The organism is Roseateles sp. GW821-FHT09B06 (assembly GCF_059418245.1).
This window is the reverse complement of record NZ_JBWKPM010000001.1, coordinates 52,176-69,734: the sequence shown is the minus strand read 5'-3', so window position 1 is coordinate 69,734 and position 17,559 is coordinate 52,176. Positions and strand designations below refer to the sequence as shown.

Here is a 17,559-nt window from a genome sequence, read left to right as displayed (position 1 = left end):
CGACCACAGCCCCGCCCCGCCGCACACCCGCCCCCCCAAAGAGCGGGGTGCCGAACCGCATGCCGCGGCCGGCGGAGTCAATGCGCGCCGCCGACGTCGACCGGCGCGGCGCCACCGATGGGCGGTGGACGTCGGGTCAGCCAGATGCTGGCGATCAGGATCAGGATCAGCACGGCCGAGGCCGCGAGGCTCAGCGCGAGGCGCCATCCGAGGGTTGAGGTCTTGCTCATTCTTTGGAGTCGCCCACATGGGTCGTCGAGTCGCGCAGCGCCTCGCCATTGGCAACCACGCGCTGCAGCAGGGCCAGCAACTGCTGCCATTCCGCGTGGCTGAAGCCGGCGAGATGGGCGTTGTGAACATCGGAAAACACCTCCGGCAGCACGTCCGTCAGACGCCGGCCCTCCTCCGTCAGCTCCACCATCACGACACGGCGATCGCTGCTGGAGCGCTGGCGCCGGGTCAGACCCTTGGCCTCGAGCCGGTCCAGCAGGCGGGTCATCGCACCGGCATCCATGTCCAGCTCCTTGGCCAGCGCAGCCGCCGAGCGGCTGCCGCCAAAGCGCAGCCGCATCAGCGGTTGCCACTGCCCATGGCTCAGCCCATGTCCGAGCAGCTGTTTGCTGGCGGCCTGGACGAAGGTCTGCATGATGCGCTTGAGCAGCCAGCCCAGGCTTTCCTGAGGCCGGTAGTCCTCGGCCCGGTAGAACGCGGGAGCCCGCCCCTCGCGGCTCGAAGTGTTTTTCATCGGCAAAATCTAATTGCCTAGGCAATTATTATTGAAATTCCTGGAATGTTGCATCCCGAAGCCTGGACACCATGAGTTCCTCCTCCTCTGCCGACCGGAAGTCCACCGCCCCGCCGCGCGCGCTGCGCGGCCTGCTGCCCTTTCTGCGGCCCTACCGCGGCCGCATCGCGCTGGCCCTGATCTTCCTGCTGCTGGCGGCCCTGGCCACGCTGGCCTTTCCGCTGGCGCTGAAAGGATTGATCGACCAGGGCCTGGTAGCCGCCGATCCGGGCCAGCGCGTGCTGGCGCTGCGCGGGCATTTCCTGGCGCTGTTTGCCGTCGGCGCGGCGCTGGGCCTTTTCTCGGCCGCGCGCTTCTACGCGGTCACTTGGCTGGGCGAGCGGGTCAGCGCCGATCTGCGCAATGCGGTCTACAGCCATGTGCTGCGCCAGAGCCCCGAGTTCTTCGAACATACCCAGACTGGCGAGGTGCTGAGCCGCATCACCACCGATACGACGGTGGTGCAGACCGTGGTGGGCTCCAGCCTGTCGATGGGCCTGCGCAACAGCGTCATGGGCCTGGGCGCGTTGACCATGCTGATCGTCACCAATCCCTGGGTGATGGGCCAGGTGCTGGGCCTGCTGCTGCTGGTGGTGGCGCCGGCGATCTACTTCGGGCGGCGCGTGCGTAAGCTCAGCCGCGCCAGCCAGGACCGCGTCGCCGACACCAGCGCGATCGCGACCGAAGTGTTGAACGCCGTGCCGGTGGTGCAGAGCTATACGCAGGAGGGGGCGGAGACGAGCCGCTTCGCTCGCGCCAGCGAGGCCGCCTTCGACACTGCGCGCAAGCGCATCCGGGTTCGCTCGGCCCTGGTGGCCTTCATCATCAGCGCGACCTTCGGCGCCCTGCTGTGGGGCCTCTACCAGGGCACCCAGGCGGTGCTGGCCGGTGACATCTCCGCCGGCCATCTGGGGCAGACCGTGGTCTACGTGACCCTGCTGGTCAGCAGCGTCGCGGTGCTGGCCGAGGTCTGGGGCGAGGTGCTGCGCGCGGCCGGCGCGACCGAGCGCCTGATGGAGCTGCTGGCCACCCGCTCGCCGGTGAGCGAGCCGCCCGCCCCAGCGCCGCTGCCGGCCACGCGCGGCGGCTCCGCGCTGAGCCTGGAAGGCCTGCGTTTTCACTACCCCTCGCGACCGCTGCAGGCCGCGCTGGAGGACTTCAGCCTGCGGATCGCGCCCGGCGAGACAGTCGCGCTGGTCGGCCCCAGCGGCGCCGGCAAGAGCACGGTGTTCCAGCTGCTGCTGCGCTTCTACGACGCGCAGCAGGGCGAGATCCGCCTGGACGGCGTGCCGATCAAGGACGCCTCGCTGCAGGCCCTGCGCCGGCGCATCGCCCTGGTGCCGCAGGACAGCGTGATCTTCTCGGCCAATGCGCTGGAGAACATCCGCTACGGCCGCCCCGAGGCCAGCGATGCGGAAGTCATGGCCGCGGCCCGCGCCGCCTTCGCGCACGACTTCATCCTCCAGCTGCCCGAGGGCTACCAGACCTTTCTGGGCGAACGCGGCGTGCGCCTGTCGGGCGGCCAGCGCCAGCGCATCAGCATCGCCCGCGCGATCCTGAAGAACCCACCGCTGCTGCTGCTCGACGAGGCCACCAGCGCGCTGGACGCCGAGAGCGAGCGCATGGTGCAGGCCGCGCTGGAGGTGGCGATGCAGGACCGCAGCACCCTGGTGATCGCGCACCGGCTCGCCACCGTGCAGCGCGCCGACCGCATCGTCGTGATGGAGCACGGCCGCATCGTCGAGATGGGCACGCATGCGGAGCTGCTGGCGCGCGCCGGCTTGTATGCGCGGCTGGCCGCGCTGCAGTTTGCGGCCTGAGGCTGCCGCGCCTCAGCCCTGGGCGGCAGCCGGCAGCAGCAACTGCTGCACCTGGGCCCGGTGCAGGCCCAGCAGGGCCGGCGCCAGGGCCGACAGGCGGCCGTAGTCGAGCGTCGCCTCCTGGGGCGCGCGGGCGAACTCGGCCGCGAAGACGGCCAGGGCCTCGGCCTCGGCCGCCTCGTCCAACCTCTGCGCGGTGCTGCCGCCGGCCGCGTTCAGCTGCTGTTCCAGCTGCTGGCGTGCCTGGCCCAGCTGCTGCTGTGCCTGCAGCAGCAGCACCAGGCTGCGCCGCTGCGCCTCGGGGCTGTCGATGCGCCAGGCTCCCGGTGTCAGCGCATCGGCCGCCGGGTCCAGCAGCGCCCGCACGGTCTGTCCGCTGGGAAAGCGCTTGCCGTCCCCCTTGATGCCCAGGCCGTCGCGCAAGGCGGGCCAATCGGCCTCCGCCACGCTGAACTGCAGGCTGCCACCGCTGGTGTCGACGCGCAGGCCGGTGGGTGCCAGCGCGCGCTGCAGGGTCTGCAGCGCCGGCTGCAGACCGCGACCGTCCAGCGGCACGGCGATGCTGCGGGCCTGGCCCGGCAGCGCCAGACGCAGGGTCTCGGTGCCGGCCGCGGCCAGGCTGTTGAGGTCAAGCCCGCGCAGGCGGAAACGCTGACGCGTCGTCTCGCCCTCGGGCACGACCTGCAACGCCGCATCGAGCGCGCCGCCGCCCTCGGCCGCGCGCGCATTCCACTGCAGCTGCAGGGCCTGCAGCTTGTCCGCCAGACCGGCCGTCGCGGCGGTGCCCGGGCGCGCCAGGCTCTGGCTCAGGCCGTTTTTCAGCTCCTGCAGCGTGCGGCCCAACTCGTCCAGATAGGCGGCGCCCTGCTGCAGGCTGCCCAGGCGCTGCTGCAGGCCTGGTTCGCGCAAGGGGTTGGCGCTGGAGCGAGGCACCGCATTCGTCGGCGCCGGCTCGCTGCCGGCCCTGCCGGTCGCAGCGCTGCCGGGCACCGCGCCGACGCGGTCGATACCGGCGCGGCCCTGCAGCTGGACCTGGGAGCTGCGGCCGCTGCCGCCGGAAATCACGGGAACTTGCAAGGTCACGGGCTCAGAGGACGTTGAAGAGGCTCAGGTTGCTGACCTTGGCGTAGGCCTTCTGCGTGGCCTGCACCGCCAGCGTGTAGCTGTTCAGGCGCACCGAGGCTTCGGCATAGTCCAGCGTTCCCAGGTCCAGCGCGGACTGCTGGTTGGACAGGCTCACCGAGGCGTGATTGTCGTCCAGGGTCTGCAGGATGTTCTGGCGGCGCCCCAGCTCGGAGATGAAGCCGGTGATCTTGTTCATCGCGCCGTCCAGATCGGACAGCGGCGCGCTGCCGATCCTGGTGCCGGCCGCCAGGTCGGCCACCACCAGATCAAGCTGGTTCAAGAAGTCGTAGATATCGTCGAGCGCGACATTGCCGCCCACCGTGATCTCGTTGCCGACGGCCACCAGCTGCGCCTCGGTATTGATGCCGGCGCCCGGGGCATAGCGGCCGCCCGCCGGCTGCGTGCCGTCGAACAGCACGGTGTCCGTCAGCGTGGCGGTGCCGGAGAACAGGAAACGCCCCTCGGCGTTGCGGCTGTTGGCCGCATGGAACAGGCTGTCGCGCAGGGTTGCCAGGGAGGCCGACATGGCCTGCAGGTCCTCCGCCGTGTTGGTCCCGTCCGCCGCCCAGACCAGCAGATCGCGCGCCATCATCATGTCTTCCTGCATGCTGTCCAGCGTCACCTCGCTGGTCTGCAGGCGGCTCTTCAGCGCGCCGATATTGTCGCGGTACTGGTCCAGCGCGGCCTCCTCGCGCGACAGCCGCGCCAGGCGCACCGTGGCGATGGTGTCGTCGGAGGGCACCTGGATGCGATTGCCCGAGGCCATCTGCTGCATCACTTGGGACAGGCCGGTGTTGGCGGCCTGCAGGGCGCTGTTCATCGTGGCGTGGTACTGGTTGCTGGCGATACGCATAGCTGGTTCCTCCTCAGGCCATGGCCAACAGGCTGTCGAACAGTTCGTTGGCCACTGCCACCACCTTCATGTTCGCCTCGTACATCTGCTTGAACTGCATCAGGTTGATGGCTTCCTCGTCCTGGTTGACGCCGCTGGTGGACTTCCAGCTCTCCTCAGACTGGTCGCGCACGGTCTGCGCGGTCTTCTCGCCAGCGATGTTCTGCTGGCTCTGCACCCCCAGGCGCCCGACGATCTGCGTGTACACATCGCCCAACTGCACGCCGTTCACCTGTGCGCTGTCGCGCAGCGCGATCAGCTCGGCCAGGTTCTCGCTGTTGCCCGCCGAGCTGCCGGCCCTGGCGAAGGCCAGTTGCTCGGGCTTCAGGCCGGCGTTGATGCTCATGCGGCCGTCGCTGCCCACCGCGTTGAACAGCGCGAGGCCCGGGTTGCCGGCCATGTCCTGGCCGGCCGCCAGCGTGTCGTTGACCTCGGTGGCCAGGGTGGCGGCCAGGTCCTTCAGCCGGGTCTGCATCGGCGCCACCACGTCGCGCAGCAGCGCGCGCAGGCCGCCCAGCTGACCGCCCAGCTCGCCGTCCTTGACCTCGAAGGAGCTGCCGGCAAACTGCAAGGTCATCACGCCGGTGCCGGTATCGATGCTGGCGGTCGCGGCCTCGCTGCCGATCACCAGCGGCTGGCCGTTCTTCAGGGACACGTTGGCCGTGCCATCGGCCTGAGCCACCACCTGCAGCCCGACCAGGCCGGACAGGGCGTCGATGCGCTGGTCGCGCGCATCCAGCAGGCCCGAGACATTGATGCCGGAGGCGCGGCCGGCGGCGATCTGCTTGTTCAACAGCGCGATGTCGGAGGCATAGCCGTTGATCTGCTTGGCCGCCGCGGCCTGCTGCTCGTTGACCGCGCGGGTCTGGTTGCTGAGCAGCTGCTGCATGCTGTTGAAGCGCCGCGCCAGGCCTTCGGCCGAGGTCAGCACCTGGGCGCGCAACGGCGCGGAGTCGGGCTCGACGCTGGCGGCGTTGAGCGCGGCGAAGAAGGCGTCCAAGCCCTGGTTGATGTTGGAGGTGTCGTCCGACATCACCTGTTCCAGCTGGTTCAGGTAGGGCTGGCCGGCGCTGAAATGGCCCAGACTGGCGGCGGCCTGCCACATCTGCTGCGACTTGTAGCCGTCGGAGAAGCGCAGCAGGGCCGACACGGTGACGCCACTGCCGGCAGCGCCCTGACCGGAGGCCCCCGACAGCACCGAGTTCAGCAGCACGCCCTGGCGGGTATAGCCCGGCGTCATCGCATTGGCGATGTTCTGGCTGTTGGTGCTGAGAGCCGCTTGCGCGGCGATGGCGCCCGACAGGGCGTTGTTGATCATGCTCATGGCTGCTTGCCCGCTTGCGGCGTGGGGGATACCGCTTCAGCGGAGGAAGGCGACGCGGCAGCGGCCGGACTTAAACCGCTGGCCGGCAGGACCTGCCTGAGCATCAGGTCGGCGATGCCGAAGGCACGCTGCCCGGCCATCGCATCGGCCACTAGGCCGTCGGCCAGATCCAGCATGTCCTCGTTGACCTTGTTCTTCAGCGGGCTGTCCTCGTCGGCCAGCACCCGGGTCGCGGCGCGCATCTGACCCATCATCTGCTTGATGAAGAAGGCCTCGAACTTGACGGCCGCATCGGTGGCGCGCTGGCGCAGCCGCGCCTCCTCGCTCCGGGCCTGGCCTTGCTGAAGTCCATTCTCGATGTTCATGTCTTTTCTTTCGGCACACCACACTCAACCCAGCGAGGTCCGCGGATCCGGCTCTGCCGGTCCGTCGGACCTGCCCCCTTGAGGGGGCGCGCGCAAGCGCGTAGGGGGTGGGGGGTGGGCTAGATCACTTGCAGTTCGCCGTCGATCGCGCCGGCCTGGTCCAGGGCTTGCAGGATGGCCATGATGTCGTCCGGGTTCGCGCCGATGCTGTTGATGGTGTCGACGATGGCCTGCAGGCTGGCGCCGGCCGGCCAGCGCAGCATGCGGCCGTTGCCCTGGTCGACCGCGACTCTCGACTGCGGCGTCACCTGGGTCTGGCCCTGGCTGAAGGGCTGGGGCTGGTTGACCTGGGGGCGCTCGCTGATCACCACCTTCAGCGCGCCGTGCGAGACGGCCGCCGGGCGCACGCGCACGCCCTCGGCGATTACCACAGTGCCGGTGCGCGAGTTGAACACCACCTTCGGGACCGCCTCGCCCACCTCGATGTTCAGCCCCTGCAGCTGCGCCATGAAGGCGACGCGCTGGGTCGGCTGCTCGGGAGCCTGCACCTCAACGCCGGTGGCATCGCGGGTGCTGGCCAGCCCGGCGCCGAAGCGCTTGTTGATGGCCTCGACGATGGTGGTGGCGGTCTGGAAGCTGGGGCGCTTCAGGCTCAGCTGCACCGTGGGGCGGCTGTCGAAATCGCTCTCGATCTCGCGCTCGATCGAGGCGCCGTTGGGAATGCGGCCGGTGGTCGGCGTGTTGACGGTGACGCTGGAGCCGCTCTGGCCCTGCGCCGACAGGCCGCCCACCACCATATTGCCCTGGGCCAGCGCATAGACCTCGCCATCGGCTCCATGCAGCTGGGTCAAGAGCAGCACGCCGCCGCGCAGGCTCTTGGCATCGCCCAGCGAGGAGACGGTGACGTCGATGGTCTGGCCGCGCCGGTAGCCGCTGGGGAAGCTGGCGCTGACCATCACGGTGGCGACGTTCTTGCTCTTGGCATCGACCCGTTCGGGCTGCTTGAGCCCGAATTGCTTCAGCAGGTTGTTGACCGACTGGCCGGCGAAGCGCACCTGGGTGCTGTCGCCGCTGCCATTGAGGCCGACCACCAGGCCGTAGCCCAGCAGCTGGTTTTCGCGCACGCCCTCGATGCTGACCAGCTGGCCCAGCGGCCGCGGCGCGGCCGCTGCGGGCAGCATTGCCAAGGTCAGCACCAAGCCACCGAGAAAATTCATCACTCGCATAACTGCTCCGTCTTCATCAAGCGAGGTCCGAGGATCCGGCTTCGCCGGTCCTACGGACCTGCCCCCTCGAGGGGGCGGCCGCAGGCCGTAGGGGGGTGGGCCTAGAAAGGCGCCAGCGGGCTGTTGAACATGCGCGTCAGCCAGCCCGGCGTGTTGGCGCTGGCCAGGTCGCCCTGGCCGCTGTAGCTGATGCGGGCGTTGGCGACGCGCTGCGAGGACACGCGGTTGTCGCTGTCGACATCGGCCGGGCGCACATAGCCGCCCAGGCGGATCAGCTCCTCGCCCTGGTTGATCCACAGACTCTTCTCGCCGACCACCTTCAGCAGGCCGTTGGGCAGCACGTCCTGCACCACCACGGTGATGGCGCCCTGCAGGGTGTTCTGCTGGCTGCTGGAAGCGCTGCCGTTGAAGTCGCGCTGCATGCCCAGCGAGGCATCGGTGGACTTGTCGCGCAGCGCGGCGCTCAGGCCGGCGCTGCTCTGCTTGCCGAGCTGGGTGCCGGCGCTCTTGCTGGCCTGCGTGGTCTCGGCCAGCATCACCGTCAGCACGTCGCCGGGGCGGAAAGCCCGGGTGTCGGCGGTCAGGCTGGTGGCGCGGCCGCCCAGGTAGACGCCGCCGCCGCGCGGCCGGCCGGCGATCTGGCCGGCCTGGCGCGCCTGCGCATCGCCGGCCTGCGGCAGGGCCGCGGGCTCGGGCGCCGGCGGCTGGATGGCCGCGCAGCCGCCCAGCAGCGCGAGCAGCAGCAGGGGGGGCAGCGCGGCCTTCATCAGCGCACGGCCTGCGACAGGTACTGCAGCATCGAGTCGGCGGCCGACAGCACCTTGGTGTTCATCTCGTAGGTGCGCTGGGCGGCGATCATGTCGACCATCTCCTCGACCACCTGCACATTCGAGCCTTCCAGCGCGCCCTGCTTGACCTTGCCCAGGCCGTCGGCACCGGGCAGCCCTTCGGTGGGCGCGCCGCTGGCGGTGGTCTCCTGATAGAGGTTGTCACCCAGGGCCAGCAGGCCGGTCGGGTTGGTGAAGTTGCTCAGGCGCAGTTGCCCCAGCTCGTTGGGCGTGCCGTTCACGGTGGCCGTGATCGTGCCGTTCTCGGAGATCGTCAGCGTGGCGCCGGCCGGCACGGTGATCTCGGGCTGCAGGCGCAGGCCCTGCGCATTGGTCAGGCGGCCTTCCGAGTTGACCTGGAGCTGGCCGGCGCGGGTGTAGGCCGGGCGGCCGTTGGGGCCTTCGACCTGCAGAAAGCCCTGGCCGATGATGGCCACGTCCATGCTTTGACCGGTGGTCTGCAGGCTGCCGTTGGTGAAGACCTTCTGCGTGCCCACCAGGCGCGTGCCGTTGCCCAGCTGCACGCCGGCCGGCGCCGCGGCGCCATCCTCGCCCTGGGCGCCGGGCTGGCGCTCGACCTGGTAGAACAGGTCCTCGAACATCACGCGATCGCGCTTGAAGCCGACGGTGTTGACGTTGGCCAGGTTGTTGGCGATGGCCTGCAGCTTGGCGTCCTGCGCCTGCACACCGGTCTTGCTGATCCACATTGCGGGATTCATAGATTCTCCTTGTCCGTCGCTTGCGCGGAAGATTTACTCGCGGATGAGGCGGTTGCCCGCATCGGCCATGCCGTCGGCCGCCTTGAAGAGCTTCATCTGCATCTCGAAGTCGCGGGCCAGGCTCATGGTCGTGACCATCTCCTCCACCGCGGAGACGTTGCTGGACTCCAGCCGGCCGCTGCCCACCTTGACGCCGGCATCGGAGGCCAGCGGCTGGCCGTCGCGGGCCACCAGCAGGCCTTCCTCGTTCTTGCGCAACTGGGCGAACTCGGGCCTGACCAGCTTGAGCCGGTCGACCTGCTGCAGCTCCTGGGCGCCGGGCGTCTGCACCGAGATCACGCCGTCGGCCGTGATCTCCACCTTGCTGTGCGGCGGCAGCGTGATGGCACCGCCCTCGCCCAGCACGGCGCGCTTGCCGAGCAGCAGATTGCCCTCGGCATCGAGCGTGAAGTTGCCGCCGCGGGTATAGGCCTCGCCCTGCGCGTCACCCTGCCCCTGGACCTGCACCGCAAACAGGCCCGCGCCCTGGATCGCCACGTCCAGCTCGCGGCCGGTCTCGCGCTGCGTGCCCTCCTTGCCGCTGACCGTCTCGCTGGACAGCTGGTTCAGGTGCCGCGCGGCATAGCCGTAGCCCTCCACCTGACGGGCATTCGACCGCTCGATATTGGCGCGGAAACCCGCCGTCTCGACGTTGGCCAGGTTGTTGGCATGCACCTGCTGGGCGCGCAGCACCCGCTCGGCGCCGCTCATCACGGTGTAGATCAATGCATCCATTCAATACTCTCCATCTCGCGCGGCGCCGGTCTTGCCCAGCAACGGCCGCGGATCCGGCTCTGCCGGTCCGCCGGACGTGCCCCCTTTGAGGGGGCGGCCGCAGGCCGTAGGGGGTGGTCCTTTACACGGCCTGCATCAGGTTCTGCATCATCTCGTTCTCGGCCGAGATGACCTTGGTGTTGGCCTGGTAGTTGCGCTGGGCCGACATCAGGTTGACCAGCTCGCCGGTCATGTCCACGTTGGACTGCTCGACCGCGCCGGTGCTCAGCTCCGAGGTGGTGGCCGAGCCGGGGCGCGAGTACAGCGCCGCGCCGCTGGCGATATTGGCCTCCCAGCTGGTATCGCTGATGGCCGTCAGCGCGCCCTCGTTGGCGAAGGTGACCATGGCCAGGGTGCCGACGGTCTGCTTGTCGCCGTTGCTGTAGGTCGCGACGATGCTGCCGTCGGCGGCGATGCTGGTGCCGGTCATCACGCCCGCGGCATTGCCGTTGGCGGCGTTGGTCAAGGTCGTGGTGTCGCCGGCGAACTGCGTGGTGCCGGTGTAGTCGATGTCGAAGGCCAGCGGCGCCGCGCCGTTGCTCAGCGCCACGTTCAGCGTGGTGGCGGGCACGGCGGTCAGCTGGCCCTGGGCGTTGAAGCTCAGCGTGGTGAGCGGGGCGGCCTGCAGCGCGCCGTCCACCGTGTAGCGGGCGTTGATCGTGTTGGCGCCGGTCTTGACGAAGTACTGGGTGACGCTGTGCTTGTTGCCCAGCGAGTCGTAGACCACCGAGGTGACCGAGCTGTTGAACGAGGTCGGATCGGTCGGGTCGAAGGTTGCGGTGCTCGGCACGGTCCAGTCGGAGGACAGATTGCCGTTGAAGTCCAGCTCGTCGCTGGCCTGGGCGCCGATCTGGCCGGTCTGCAGCTGCAGGTCGCCTAAAGCGCCGAGGCCGGCGCCGGGCACCGGGCGGCCGTTGGCGTCCAGCACCGCGGCATAGCCCTGCACCTTGCGGCCCTGGGCATCGACCACGAAGCCGTCCTTGTCGACATTGAAGATGCCGACGCGGGTGAAGACCTGCTGGCCGCCGCTGTCCTTGACCGCGAAGAAGCCGCGGCCCTGGATCATCGCGTCCATGCCGCGGCCGGTGTTCAGCAGGCCGCCGGTCTTTTCGAGGCTTTGCGAGACCGAGGACACCTCGGCGCCATTGGCCTGGCTGCCGGCATACATGGCCGAGAAGTTGGCGCGGCTGGACTTGAAGCCAAAGGTGCCGGAGTTGGCGATATTGTTGCTGATCGCCTCCAGGGCGCCGCTGACCGCATTGATGCCGGAACGTGCGATTTCAAAAGACATGGTCTGTACCTCGGTAGGTTGATCGATCAGGTGGTGGCCGGACGGCCCTTGAACTGGGTGATGGCGCCGGGGCTGACCTCACCGAAGGAGCCCAGGCTCAGCATCGCGCCGCCGTCGCCGGTCAGCCGCACATTGCTCAGCTGGGCCACGATCTCGAGCGGCGAGGCCTGCTTGCTCTCGTTCTCGATGCGCACCTGGTAGCTGCCGCTCGCCAGGCCCAGCGCCGCCGGGTCCAGCGTGTAGCTGTGGCTGCCGATGCCGCGCGCGCCGAGCTCGACGCGCTTCTCGCTGCCGTCGGCCGCGGTCAGCACCAGGCTGGCCTGGGCCGCGCTGGCGTCCAGCGTGAAGCGGGTCTCGACCTTGTCGGCGCCCAGCTGCAGCTGCTCGACCTGGGCCTGCACCGTGGAGCCGACCTGGGCTCCGAGGCTCAGCATCTGCAGGCTGGACAGCATGCTGGCGTTGCTGGCGCCCTGGGTGGACAGCGACTGCAGCGCCTCCATCTGGCTCAGCTGGGTCAGCTGGCTGACGAACTGGCTGGGGTCGCTGGGCGACAGCGGGTCCTGGTTCTTGATCTGGGCCACCAGCAGGGTGGTGAACATATTGGAGATGCTGCCGTTGGCATTGATGGCCTGGCCGGCCGCACCACTGCTGCTGCTGTTGCTGACGTCGCTGACGGTACTCATGGGTTCGCTTCCTTCCTGCTCATTCGCCCAGGCGCAGCAGCGCGGCCTGCATGGACTTGATGCGGCCCAGCACCTCGACATTGCTCTCGAAGGCACGCGAGGCCGACAGCATGTCGGTCATCTCCGCGACCGGGTTGACATTGGGGTAAAAGACCTCGCCGTTCTCGTTGGCCAGCGGGTGCTCGGGCTCGTAGACCTTGCGCAGCGGCTCCTCGCTCTGCACCACGTCCAGCACCTGCACGCGGGCGCCGGCCAGCTGCTGCTCGCCCAAGCCCTCCTTGGCGGCCAGCGCGGCGAACACCGGCTTGCGGGCGCGGTAGGTCTCGGCCTCGCTGCCGCTGGCCGACTGCGCGTTGGCCAGGTTGCTGGCGATGGTGTTCAGGCGCACGGTCTGGGCCGACATGGCCGATCCGGCGATCTGGGCAATCTGCTTGAAGGACATGACTTGGGCTCCTTACTGTCCGTTGATGGCCTTGGCCAGGCCCTTGAGCTTCATGTTCAGGAAGGTCAGGCTGGTGTTGAAATCCGCGGCGTTCTGCGCGAAGGCGGCCTGCTCGACGCCCAGCTCGACCGTGTTGCCGTCCTGGGCCGCGTGGAAGGGCACGCGGTACTGCAAATCGCCCGCCTCGGTGTCCAGCAGCAGCCCGTCGGCGCCGTCCACGCCGGCCTGGCGCAAGGTCGCGGCAAAATCCAGGTCTCGTGCCTGGTAGCCGGGCGTGTTTTCGTTCGCAATATTCGAGGCCAGCACCTTGGTGCGCTCGGCGCGCAGGCGCAGGGCGTCGGTGTGCTGGCCCATGGCCTTGCTGAAATCAATGCTCATGCTTCGCTCTCCGAGAAATCTGTTGTGGGTCGGCCTTTGTCTGCCGTTGTGGGGCATGGCCGCTGGCCTGGAGGCCGAGGTGGCCGAGACGGCGCGCCGCGCCGTGCTCGAGATGGCCGACCGCGAGGGCTGGGTGGCGCCCGAGCTGCAACTCGCTCCCCTCCCGGCGGCCAAGCCCGCCCCGCCCTGCCCCGGCGGCTGGGAGGTCACGCTGCAGGACGCGCGCAGCCTGTCGCGGCTGCGCCTGATGGCGCGCTGCCCCGGCAGTCCCGCGCTGCCCGCGCAGAGCTTCGTGCTGCGCGCCAGCCTCAGCGCCGAGGTGCTGGTGGCGCGCCAGAACCTGCCCAGCGGCCGCGCTCTGGTCGACGACGATGTGGAGCTGCAGCGCCGCGACATCAGCCAGGCCAGCGATGCGCTGGCGCGGCTGGACGAGGTGCTGGGCCAGGCCCCGCGCAGCAGCCTGCGCGCCGGCCAGCTGCTGCAGAAGCGCCAGCTGCTGCCCGCCCAGCTGATACGCCGCGGTGACCGCGTGCGCATTCTGGCGCGCGTCGACGGCATCGAGGTGCAGGGCGCCGGCGAGGCGCTGGAAGCCGGTGCGCGCGACACCGTCATCAAGGTGCGCAACAGCGGCAGCGGCCGCGTCATCATGGCCCGCGTGCTGGAGGCTGGCCTGGTGGAGCCCTCGACGCGCTGACATCAGCGGGCTCCCCTTATTTGAGCGGCCACCTGGGCCAGCTTGCCGGCATAGGCCGGGTCGGTCGCGTAGCCGCCCTTCTGCAGCGCCAGGCCATAGGCCCGAGCATCGCTGCCGGTCTGCAGCGCGTCCTGGTAGCGCGGGCTGTTCAGCAGCAGCCGGGTGAAATCCTGAAAGGCGGCGTCGCGGCTGGCATAGCTGCGGAAGCCCGCGCGCTTCCTGACGGCCACGCCCTGCTCGTATTCGGTCGTAGCGGTCTCGGCCACCTCGCCGCGCCAGCCGGCGCCGGCCTTCAGCGCGAACAGGTTGTGGCTGTCGCTGCCGTCCTCGCGGCGGATCGGGCGCTGGCCCCAGCCGGATTCCAGCGCGGCCTGCGCGGCCAGCACATCGGGCGCCACGCCCAGCTGGCGGCCGGCAGCCTCGGCCTGCGGGGCAATCTGGCGCAGCCAGGCCTGCTGCTGCGCGTCCAGCGCTTCGGCCGTCGCATCGGCGCTGGCCGGCGCAGCTTGCAGGCGGCGCGCCAGGCCCTCGGGGCTGAGCCCGGCGCCGGACGGGCTGCCCTGCTCGATGAAGCGGCCGACCTCGGCATTCAGCTGGCGGTAGAGGCTGCCGAAACTCGCGGGCATGCCGTCGCCCTGGCCGCCCTGCCCGCCCACCGCGCGCGACGCGGGCAGCGCGGGAAAGCCGCCGGCGCCGATCCTGAAATCAGCGTTCAGCATAGAGATAAACCTCCTCGACGCCCAGCACGCGCTGCATCAGCGCATGCTGCTCGGTGATCAGATGGCAGTTGCGCTGGTTCAGCGCCTTGCATTCGCGCACCTGCTGCTCCAGCGCCAGCCAGGCCGTACCCAGGGTCTGGGCCACGGCCGCGGGCAGGCGCTGCAGCAGCGCGCTCATGCTGGGTTCGGCGCCCCTGTCCGGGCCGTTGCCGAGCAGCTGCTTGAGCGTGCTGCCGCGCTGGCGGCTGCGCCCGTCCAACTGCTCGACCAGGGCCACGATGTCCTCGGCCAGCCCTGCCAGCACCTCGCTCCGGTGGCGCAGCGCGGCCTGGAACTGAGCTTCCAGCAGTTCGCGCAGGCGGGCATAGGCCGAACGGTCGGCATGCAGCTCGCGCAGCAGCGTGGCCAGCACCTCGGGCGCGCGGCTGCTCGGCCGGACGGCGCTCATCCCCGGCCTCCGTGGAAGCGCTGGATCAGCTGGGCCAGGCGATTCGCATCGAAACTGATCTCGCCGCGCGCCAGGGCCTCGCGCAGCGCCGCCACCTTGGCCTGGTCGATCTCGGGCATGGCGTCCAGCGCGGTCTTGGCCGGCTGCAGCACGCTCGATTCCAGTGCCGCGGCGGCGTCGGTGCCGAGCACGGCGGGGGCGGCCGAGGCCGTCTTGGCGATCGCGAGCTCGTCGGTCTTGGCGAGCGATTTTTCGACGGCCTGGCCGTTCTGACCCACGATTTTCATTCGATCACCTCTTCCTTTGGTTCGCATGGCCGCTTCACTCCTTGCCGGCCATGGGCAGGGCGCGGCGCAGCTCGCGTGCGGCCTCGGGGGCCTCGGCGCTCAGGGCGCCCAAGCTCTCGCCCGCCGCGCCCAGCGTCACGCTCTGGCGCGGCGCACCGAACATGGCCGCCATCTGGCTGGACTGGCGGCCGGTCAGGATCATCAGCTCGATGCGGCGGTTCACCGCGGCCTGCGTGTCGCCCGGGTCCAGCGGTGCACTGTCGGCCATGCCCGAGACCTGCAGCACGCTGTGCTCGGGCATGCCGCCCTCCAGCAGATGGAAGCGCGCGGCCATCGCGCGATGCGTGGACAGCGCCCAGTTGGAGAAGGCCGCCGGACCGCGGTCGCTGTACTGCGAGGCGTCGGTGTGGCCGACGATCAGCAGCTGGTTCTGCATCCGCGCAAACACCGGCCCCAGCTTGCGCAGCAGCGCGCGGAAGCGCGCCGAGGGCACGGCGCTGCCGCGTTCGAACATGCCGCTCGAGTCGGTGTCGTGCAGCATCACGCGCAGACCCTGCGGCGTGACGGCGCTCTTCAGATTGCCGCCCAGCCCTTCCTCGGCACTGACGCGCTCGATCTGGCGCGCCAGCGCCTGCAGCGCGGCCGGGCTCTCGTAGCTGGTCCGCCCGGGCGAGGCCGGGCCGTCGTCGCTGCGCGCATTGCTGCTGTAGCGCGAAGCCCCTTCGGCGCGTGTCTCGCCATGGGCCGGCACCGGGTGCCGCTCGATCATGCTGCCGCGCGAGCCCGAGGCCAGCGAACTGGTCAGGCCGTTGCCGTCCTCCAGCAGATTCGCGCCGGCGCTCTTCAAGACCACCTGCATGCGCTCCGAGTTGCGCGAGGCCAGCAGCCACAGCACCAGGAACAGGCACAGCAGGGCCAGACAGAAGTCGGCGAACGCCACCTTCCAGGCGCCGCCATGGCTTTCCTCCTCGTGCCGGCGCGAGACGCGCTTGACGACGGTCTGATGACCGTCCCCTTTGTTAGGCGGCACGGCGCTCTCCCCCGCGTTCGCCGGGCATGCGGTCGGTGGCGCGGCGGCGCGGCGTGGCGTCGGCATCGCCGGGGTTCTGCATCTTGTCGATCCAGCTTTCCAGCAGCGCGAAGCTGGGCTTGATATTGAGCTGCACCAGGCGGCGGCCGGCGTCGATGGCCAGCAGCGGCGGCTTGCCCGAGACATGGGTGACCAGCACGACCTTGACCGACTCCAGCGCGGCCAGCTCCTCGTTGACCAGCTGCTTCATCATGTTGGCCAGCGGGTCGAACAGCGCGTAGCAGAAGAAGATGCCGATGAAGGTTCCCACCATCGCGGCCGCCACCATCACGGCGATCTCGGAGGTGCCGGCGCCATCGGCCACCGAGCTCATCGCCATCACGATGCCCAGCACCGCGGCCAGGATGCCGAAGCCCGGCATCGCCTCGGCGATCTTGCCCAGCGAACGAGCCGGCTGGCTCATCTCCTCGTGGATGGCTTCCAGCTCCTGCTCCAGCACGCCCTCGAGCTCATGCGCATTGATCTTGCCCATCGCCATCAGGCGGAAGTTGTCGACGATGAAGTGCAGCAGCTTGGGCTCTTCCAGGATCAGCGGGTAACGCTTGAACAGCACGCTCTCGTGCGGCGCCTCGACATGGGCGTCCAGCGCCTTCAGGCCGCCGGCCGCGGTCTGCAGCAGCTCGTACATCAAGAGCAGCAGCTGGCGCTGGAATTCCTCGCCGGGCTTCTTGCGACCCACCACCTTCCTGAGCTGCAGCACCATCTCCGACAGCACATGCTTGGGGTTGCCCAATACGATGGCACCCAGGCCAGCGCCCAGGATGATCAGCAGCTCGACCGGCTGCCAGATCACCTTGAAGCTCCCGCCGTGCAGCATGAAGCCGCCGAAGACGCAACCCAGCACGATGACGATTCCAATGAACGGCTGCATGGCTTTACTTCTTTCCTTCGGGCATCAGGCCTGCTGCAGGAAGGCTTTCATCTTCCCGAGCGCACCCTTGTTGATCTGCGAGACGCGCGCCTCGGTGAGATCGAGCACGGCGGCGATCTCCTTGAGGCTGGCGTCGAATTCGTAATAGAGCTGGATCACCCGCTGCTCGCGCTCGTCCAGGCTGGTCAGGGCCTGGGCGATCGAGCGCGTGACCATCAGCTGGGCCTCGGGCGTGCGGCTGTCGCTGGGCAGGTTGCTCAGCTCGGCCACCAGCTCGTCGAAGCTGGCCAGCTCCTCGGCCACCTCGTCCTGCTGGAAGGCCTGGTAGGCCTGCGGCGTGATCTTCAGGTGCTGCAGGATCTCGGCCTCGCTGGGCTCATGGCCGAGCTTGCGGGTCAGCGCGCGCAAGGCGTCGCGCAGCTTGTGGCTGTCCTGGCGTACCGAGCGCGGGCGCCAGTCCTGGCGGCGCAGCTCGTCGAGGATGGCGCCGCGCACGCGCAACGCCGCAAAGGCGCCGAAGGCCTCGTCGGGCCGGCCGTAGCGGCGCAACGCCTCCAGCAGGCCCATCAGGCCGATCTGCTCCATGTCCTCCCGGTCCATCACCGCGCTGGCCTGGGTCTTGAGCTGGCGCACGATGCGCTTGACCAGCGGCGTGTACTGGCGCAGCTGGGCCTGCTCGAAGTCCGGCCCCAGTTCTCCCGGTCGGGGCTGGGCGAACTCGGCATAGGCCGTGGCGGCGGAGGGGGCGAACATCGCGGCTG

The 17,559-nt window shown here is 69.5% G+C and carries 22 protein-coding genes; 2 read left to right on the top strand and 20 right to left on the bottom strand.

Going from position 1 to position 17,559, the window contains the following annotated elements:
• Window positions 1-77: 77 nt before the first annotated feature.
• Together AC07OQ_RS00345 and AC07OQ_RS00340 are read right to left on the bottom strand one after the other, a co-directional pair.
• A complete protein-coding gene (locus tag AC07OQ_RS00345; protein ID WP_495051088.1) occupies window positions 78-230 on the bottom strand; it encodes a hypothetical protein in 153 nt (50 codons plus the stop codon).
• Window positions 227-745, bottom strand: coding sequence for a MarR family winged helix-turn-helix transcriptional regulator (locus tag AC07OQ_RS00340; RefSeq protein ID WP_495051087.1), 519 nt, complete (start codon window positions 743-745; stop codon window positions 227-229). The genes AC07OQ_RS00345 and AC07OQ_RS00340 overlap by 4 nt, the downstream gene beginning before the upstream one ends.
• Before the next feature lie 71 nt (window positions 746-816).
• On the opposite strand from AC07OQ_RS00340, the gene AC07OQ_RS00335 reads away from it, so the two are divergent.
• Window positions 817-2,604 carry an ABC transporter transmembrane domain-containing protein gene (locus AC07OQ_RS00335; protein ID WP_495051086.1) on the top strand — a complete coding sequence of 596 codons (1,788 nt, stop codon included), beginning with the start codon at window positions 817-819 and terminating at the stop codon, window positions 2,602-2,604.
• A 12-nt stretch (window positions 2,605-2,616) separates the two neighbouring features.
• Here AC07OQ_RS00335 and AC07OQ_RS00330 read toward each other — a convergent pair whose 3' ends face one another.
• From AC07OQ_RS00330 to flgB, 12 genes are all read right to left on the bottom strand, one after another.
• On the bottom strand, window positions 2,617-3,681 hold the full coding sequence (locus AC07OQ_RS00330; RefSeq protein WP_495051085.1) for a hypothetical protein: 1,065 nt from the start codon (window positions 3,679-3,681) through the stop codon (window positions 2,617-2,619).
• A 10-nt stretch (window positions 3,682-3,691) separates the two neighbouring features.
• Window positions 3,692-4,582, bottom strand: coding sequence for a flagellin N-terminal helical domain-containing protein (locus tag AC07OQ_RS00325; protein WP_495051084.1), 891 nt, complete (start codon window positions 4,580-4,582; stop codon window positions 3,692-3,694).
• A gap of 13 nt (window positions 4,583-4,595) precedes the next feature.
• Window positions 4,596-5,939, bottom strand: coding sequence for a flagellar hook-associated protein FlgK (gene flgK / locus AC07OQ_RS00320; protein WP_495051083.1), 1,344 nt, complete (start codon window positions 5,937-5,939; stop codon window positions 4,596-4,598).
• A 2-nt stretch (window positions 5,940-5,941) separates the two neighbouring features.
• On the bottom strand, window positions 5,942-6,310 hold the full coding sequence (locus tag AC07OQ_RS00315; RefSeq protein ID WP_495051082.1) for a rod-binding protein: 369 nt from the start codon (window positions 6,308-6,310) through the stop codon (window positions 5,942-5,944).
• Window positions 6,311-6,429: 119 nt separating this feature from the next.
• Window positions 6,430-7,527 carry a flagellar basal body P-ring protein FlgI gene (locus tag AC07OQ_RS00310; RefSeq protein WP_495051081.1) on the bottom strand — a complete coding sequence of 366 codons (1,098 nt, stop codon included), beginning with the start codon at window positions 7,525-7,527 and terminating at the stop codon, window positions 6,430-6,432.
• A gap of 110 nt (window positions 7,528-7,637) precedes the next feature.
• Window positions 7,638-8,303, bottom strand: coding sequence for a flagellar basal body L-ring protein FlgH (gene flgH, locus AC07OQ_RS00305; protein WP_495051080.1), 666 nt, complete (start codon window positions 8,301-8,303; stop codon window positions 7,638-7,640).
• Window positions 8,303-9,082 (bottom strand): flagellar basal-body rod protein FlgG, encoded by a 780-nt coding sequence (gene flgG, locus AC07OQ_RS00300; protein ID WP_495051079.1) that lies wholly within the window; start codon window positions 9,080-9,082, stop codon window positions 8,303-8,305. Before flgG ends, flgH begins: the two co-directional genes overlap by 1 nt.
• 33 nt (window positions 9,083-9,115) lie before the next feature.
• Window positions 9,116-9,856, bottom strand: a complete 741-nt coding sequence (locus tag AC07OQ_RS00295) for a flagellar basal body rod protein FlgF (protein ID WP_495051078.1) — start codon at window positions 9,854-9,856, stop codon at window positions 9,116-9,118.
• A gap of 121 nt (window positions 9,857-9,977) precedes the next feature.
• Entirely contained in the window at window positions 9,978-11,186 is a 1,209-nt protein-coding gene (locus AC07OQ_RS00290; RefSeq protein ID WP_495051077.1) for a flagellar hook protein FlgE, read from the bottom strand.
• Window positions 11,187-11,212: 26 nt separating this feature from the next.
• Window positions 11,213-11,869, bottom strand: coding sequence for a flagellar hook capping FlgD N-terminal domain-containing protein (locus AC07OQ_RS00285; protein WP_495051076.1), 657 nt, complete (start codon window positions 11,867-11,869; stop codon window positions 11,213-11,215).
• 19 nt (window positions 11,870-11,888) lie between these two features.
• Window positions 11,889-12,311, bottom strand: a complete 423-nt coding sequence (gene flgC, locus AC07OQ_RS00280) for a flagellar basal body rod protein FlgC (RefSeq protein WP_495051075.1) — start codon at window positions 12,309-12,311, stop codon at window positions 11,889-11,891.
• A gap of 12 nt (window positions 12,312-12,323) precedes the next feature.
• Entirely contained in the window at window positions 12,324-12,689 is a 366-nt protein-coding gene (gene flgB, locus AC07OQ_RS00275) for a flagellar basal body rod protein FlgB (protein ID WP_495051074.1), read from the bottom strand.
• A gap of 55 nt (window positions 12,690-12,744) precedes the next feature.
• On the opposite strand from flgB, the gene flgA reads away from it, so the two are divergent.
• A complete protein-coding gene (gene flgA / locus AC07OQ_RS00270; RefSeq protein WP_495051073.1) occupies window positions 12,745-13,383 on the top strand; it encodes a flagellar basal body P-ring formation chaperone FlgA in 639 nt (212 codons plus the stop codon).
• Window positions 13,384-13,385: 2 nt separating this feature from the next.
• Here flgA and flgJ read toward each other — a convergent pair whose 3' ends face one another.
• The 6 genes from flgJ to AC07OQ_RS00240 are packed head-to-tail and all read right to left on the bottom strand — an operon-like array spanning window position 13,386 to window position 17,551.
• Window positions 13,386-14,102 carry a flagellar assembly peptidoglycan hydrolase FlgJ gene (gene flgJ, locus AC07OQ_RS00265; protein ID WP_495051072.1) on the bottom strand — a complete coding sequence of 239 codons (717 nt, stop codon included), beginning with the start codon at window positions 14,100-14,102 and terminating at the stop codon, window positions 13,386-13,388.
• Window positions 14,089-14,550: a flagellar export chaperone FlgN gene (gene flgN / locus AC07OQ_RS00260; protein ID WP_495051071.1), complete on the bottom strand. Its 462-nt coding sequence runs from the start codon at window positions 14,548-14,550 to the stop codon at window positions 14,089-14,091. Before flgN ends, flgJ begins: the two co-directional genes overlap by 14 nt.
• A complete protein-coding gene (flgM, locus tag AC07OQ_RS00255; RefSeq protein WP_495051070.1) occupies window positions 14,547-14,837 on the bottom strand; it encodes a flagellar biosynthesis anti-sigma factor FlgM in 291 nt (96 codons plus the stop codon). Before flgM ends, flgN begins: the two co-directional genes overlap by 4 nt.
• Window positions 14,838-14,871: 34 nt before the next feature.
• Window positions 14,872-15,867, bottom strand: coding sequence for a flagellar motor protein MotB (locus tag AC07OQ_RS00250; RefSeq protein WP_495051069.1), 996 nt, complete (start codon window positions 15,865-15,867; stop codon window positions 14,872-14,874).
• The gene (gene motA / locus AC07OQ_RS00245) at window positions 15,857-16,798 is read right to left on the bottom strand and encodes a flagellar motor stator protein MotA (protein WP_495051068.1); all 942 of its coding nucleotides are present in this window, start codon (window positions 16,796-16,798) and stop codon (window positions 15,857-15,859) included. Before motA ends, AC07OQ_RS00250 begins: the two co-directional genes overlap by 11 nt.
• A gap of 24 nt (window positions 16,799-16,822) precedes the next feature.
• A complete protein-coding gene (locus AC07OQ_RS00240; RefSeq protein WP_495051067.1) occupies window positions 16,823-17,551 on the bottom strand; it encodes a FliA/WhiG family RNA polymerase sigma factor in 729 nt (242 codons plus the stop codon).
• Window positions 17,552-17,559: the final 8 nt, after the last annotated feature.

What these genes read in the sequence shown, in the direction of transcription:
- flgM (WP_495051070.1), bottom strand. Translation starts at nt 14,837, where the DNA reads ATGAAAATCGTGGGTCAGAACGGCCAGGCCGTCGAAAAATCGCTCGCC.
- AC07OQ_RS00345 (WP_495051088.1), bottom strand. Translation starts at nt 230, where the DNA reads ATGAGCAAGACCTCAACCCTCGGATGGCGCCTCGCGCTGAGCCTCGCG.
- AC07OQ_RS00285 (WP_495051076.1), bottom strand. Translation starts at nt 11,869, where the DNA reads ATGAGTACCGTCAGCGACGTCAGCAACAGCAGCAGCAGTGGTGCGGCC.
- flgN (WP_495051071.1), bottom strand. Translation starts at nt 14,550, where the DNA reads ATGAGCGCCGTCCGGCCGAGCAGCCGCGCGCCCGAGGTGCTGGCCACG.
- flgJ (WP_495051072.1), bottom strand. Translation starts at nt 14,102, where the DNA reads ATGCTGAACGCTGATTTCAGGATCGGCGCCGGCGGCTTTCCCGCGCTG.
- flgB (WP_495051074.1), bottom strand. Translation starts at nt 12,689, where the DNA reads ATGAGCATTGATTTCAGCAAGGCCATGGGCCAGCACACCGACGCCCTG.
- AC07OQ_RS00295 (WP_495051078.1), bottom strand. Translation starts at nt 9,856, where the DNA reads ATGGATGCATTGATCTACACCGTGATGAGCGGCGCCGAGCGGGTGCTG.
- flgK (WP_495051083.1), bottom strand. Translation starts at nt 5,939, where the DNA reads ATGATCAACAACGCCCTGTCGGGCGCCATCGCCGCGCAAGCGGCTCTC.
- flgG (WP_495051079.1), bottom strand. Translation starts at nt 9,082, where the DNA reads ATGAATCCCGCAATGTGGATCAGCAAGACCGGTGTGCAGGCGCAGGAC.
- flgH (WP_495051080.1), bottom strand. Translation starts at nt 8,303, where the DNA reads ATGAAGGCCGCGCTGCCCCCCCTGCTGCTGCTCGCGCTGCTGGGCGGC.
- AC07OQ_RS00240 (WP_495051067.1), bottom strand. Translation starts at nt 17,551, where the DNA reads ATGTTCGCCCCCTCCGCCGCCACGGCCTATGCCGAGTTCGCCCAGCCC.
- AC07OQ_RS00335 (WP_495051086.1), top strand. Translation starts at nt 817, where the DNA reads ATGAGTTCCTCCTCCTCTGCCGACCGGAAGTCCACCGCCCCGCCGCGC.
- AC07OQ_RS00310 (WP_495051081.1), bottom strand. Translation starts at nt 7,527, where the DNA reads ATGAATTTTCTCGGTGGCTTGGTGCTGACCTTGGCAATGCTGCCCGCA.
- motA (WP_495051068.1), bottom strand. Translation starts at nt 16,798, where the DNA reads ATGCAGCCGTTCATTGGAATCGTCATCGTGCTGGGTTGCGTCTTCGGC.
- AC07OQ_RS00290 (WP_495051077.1), bottom strand. Translation starts at nt 11,186, where the DNA reads ATGTCTTTTGAAATCGCACGTTCCGGCATCAATGCGGTCAGCGGCGCC.
- AC07OQ_RS00325 (WP_495051084.1), bottom strand. Translation starts at nt 4,582, where the DNA reads ATGCGTATCGCCAGCAACCAGTACCACGCCACGATGAACAGCGCCCTG.
- AC07OQ_RS00340 (WP_495051087.1), bottom strand. Translation starts at nt 745, where the DNA reads ATGAAAAACACTTCGAGCCGCGAGGGGCGGGCTCCCGCGTTCTACCGG.
- flgA (WP_495051073.1), top strand. Translation starts at nt 12,745, where the DNA reads ATGGCCGCTGGCCTGGAGGCCGAGGTGGCCGAGACGGCGCGCCGCGCC.
- flgC (WP_495051075.1), bottom strand. Translation starts at nt 12,311, where the DNA reads ATGTCCTTCAAGCAGATTGCCCAGATCGCCGGATCGGCCATGTCGGCC.
- AC07OQ_RS00315 (WP_495051082.1), bottom strand. Translation starts at nt 6,310, where the DNA reads ATGAACATCGAGAATGGACTTCAGCAAGGCCAGGCCCGGAGCGAGGAG.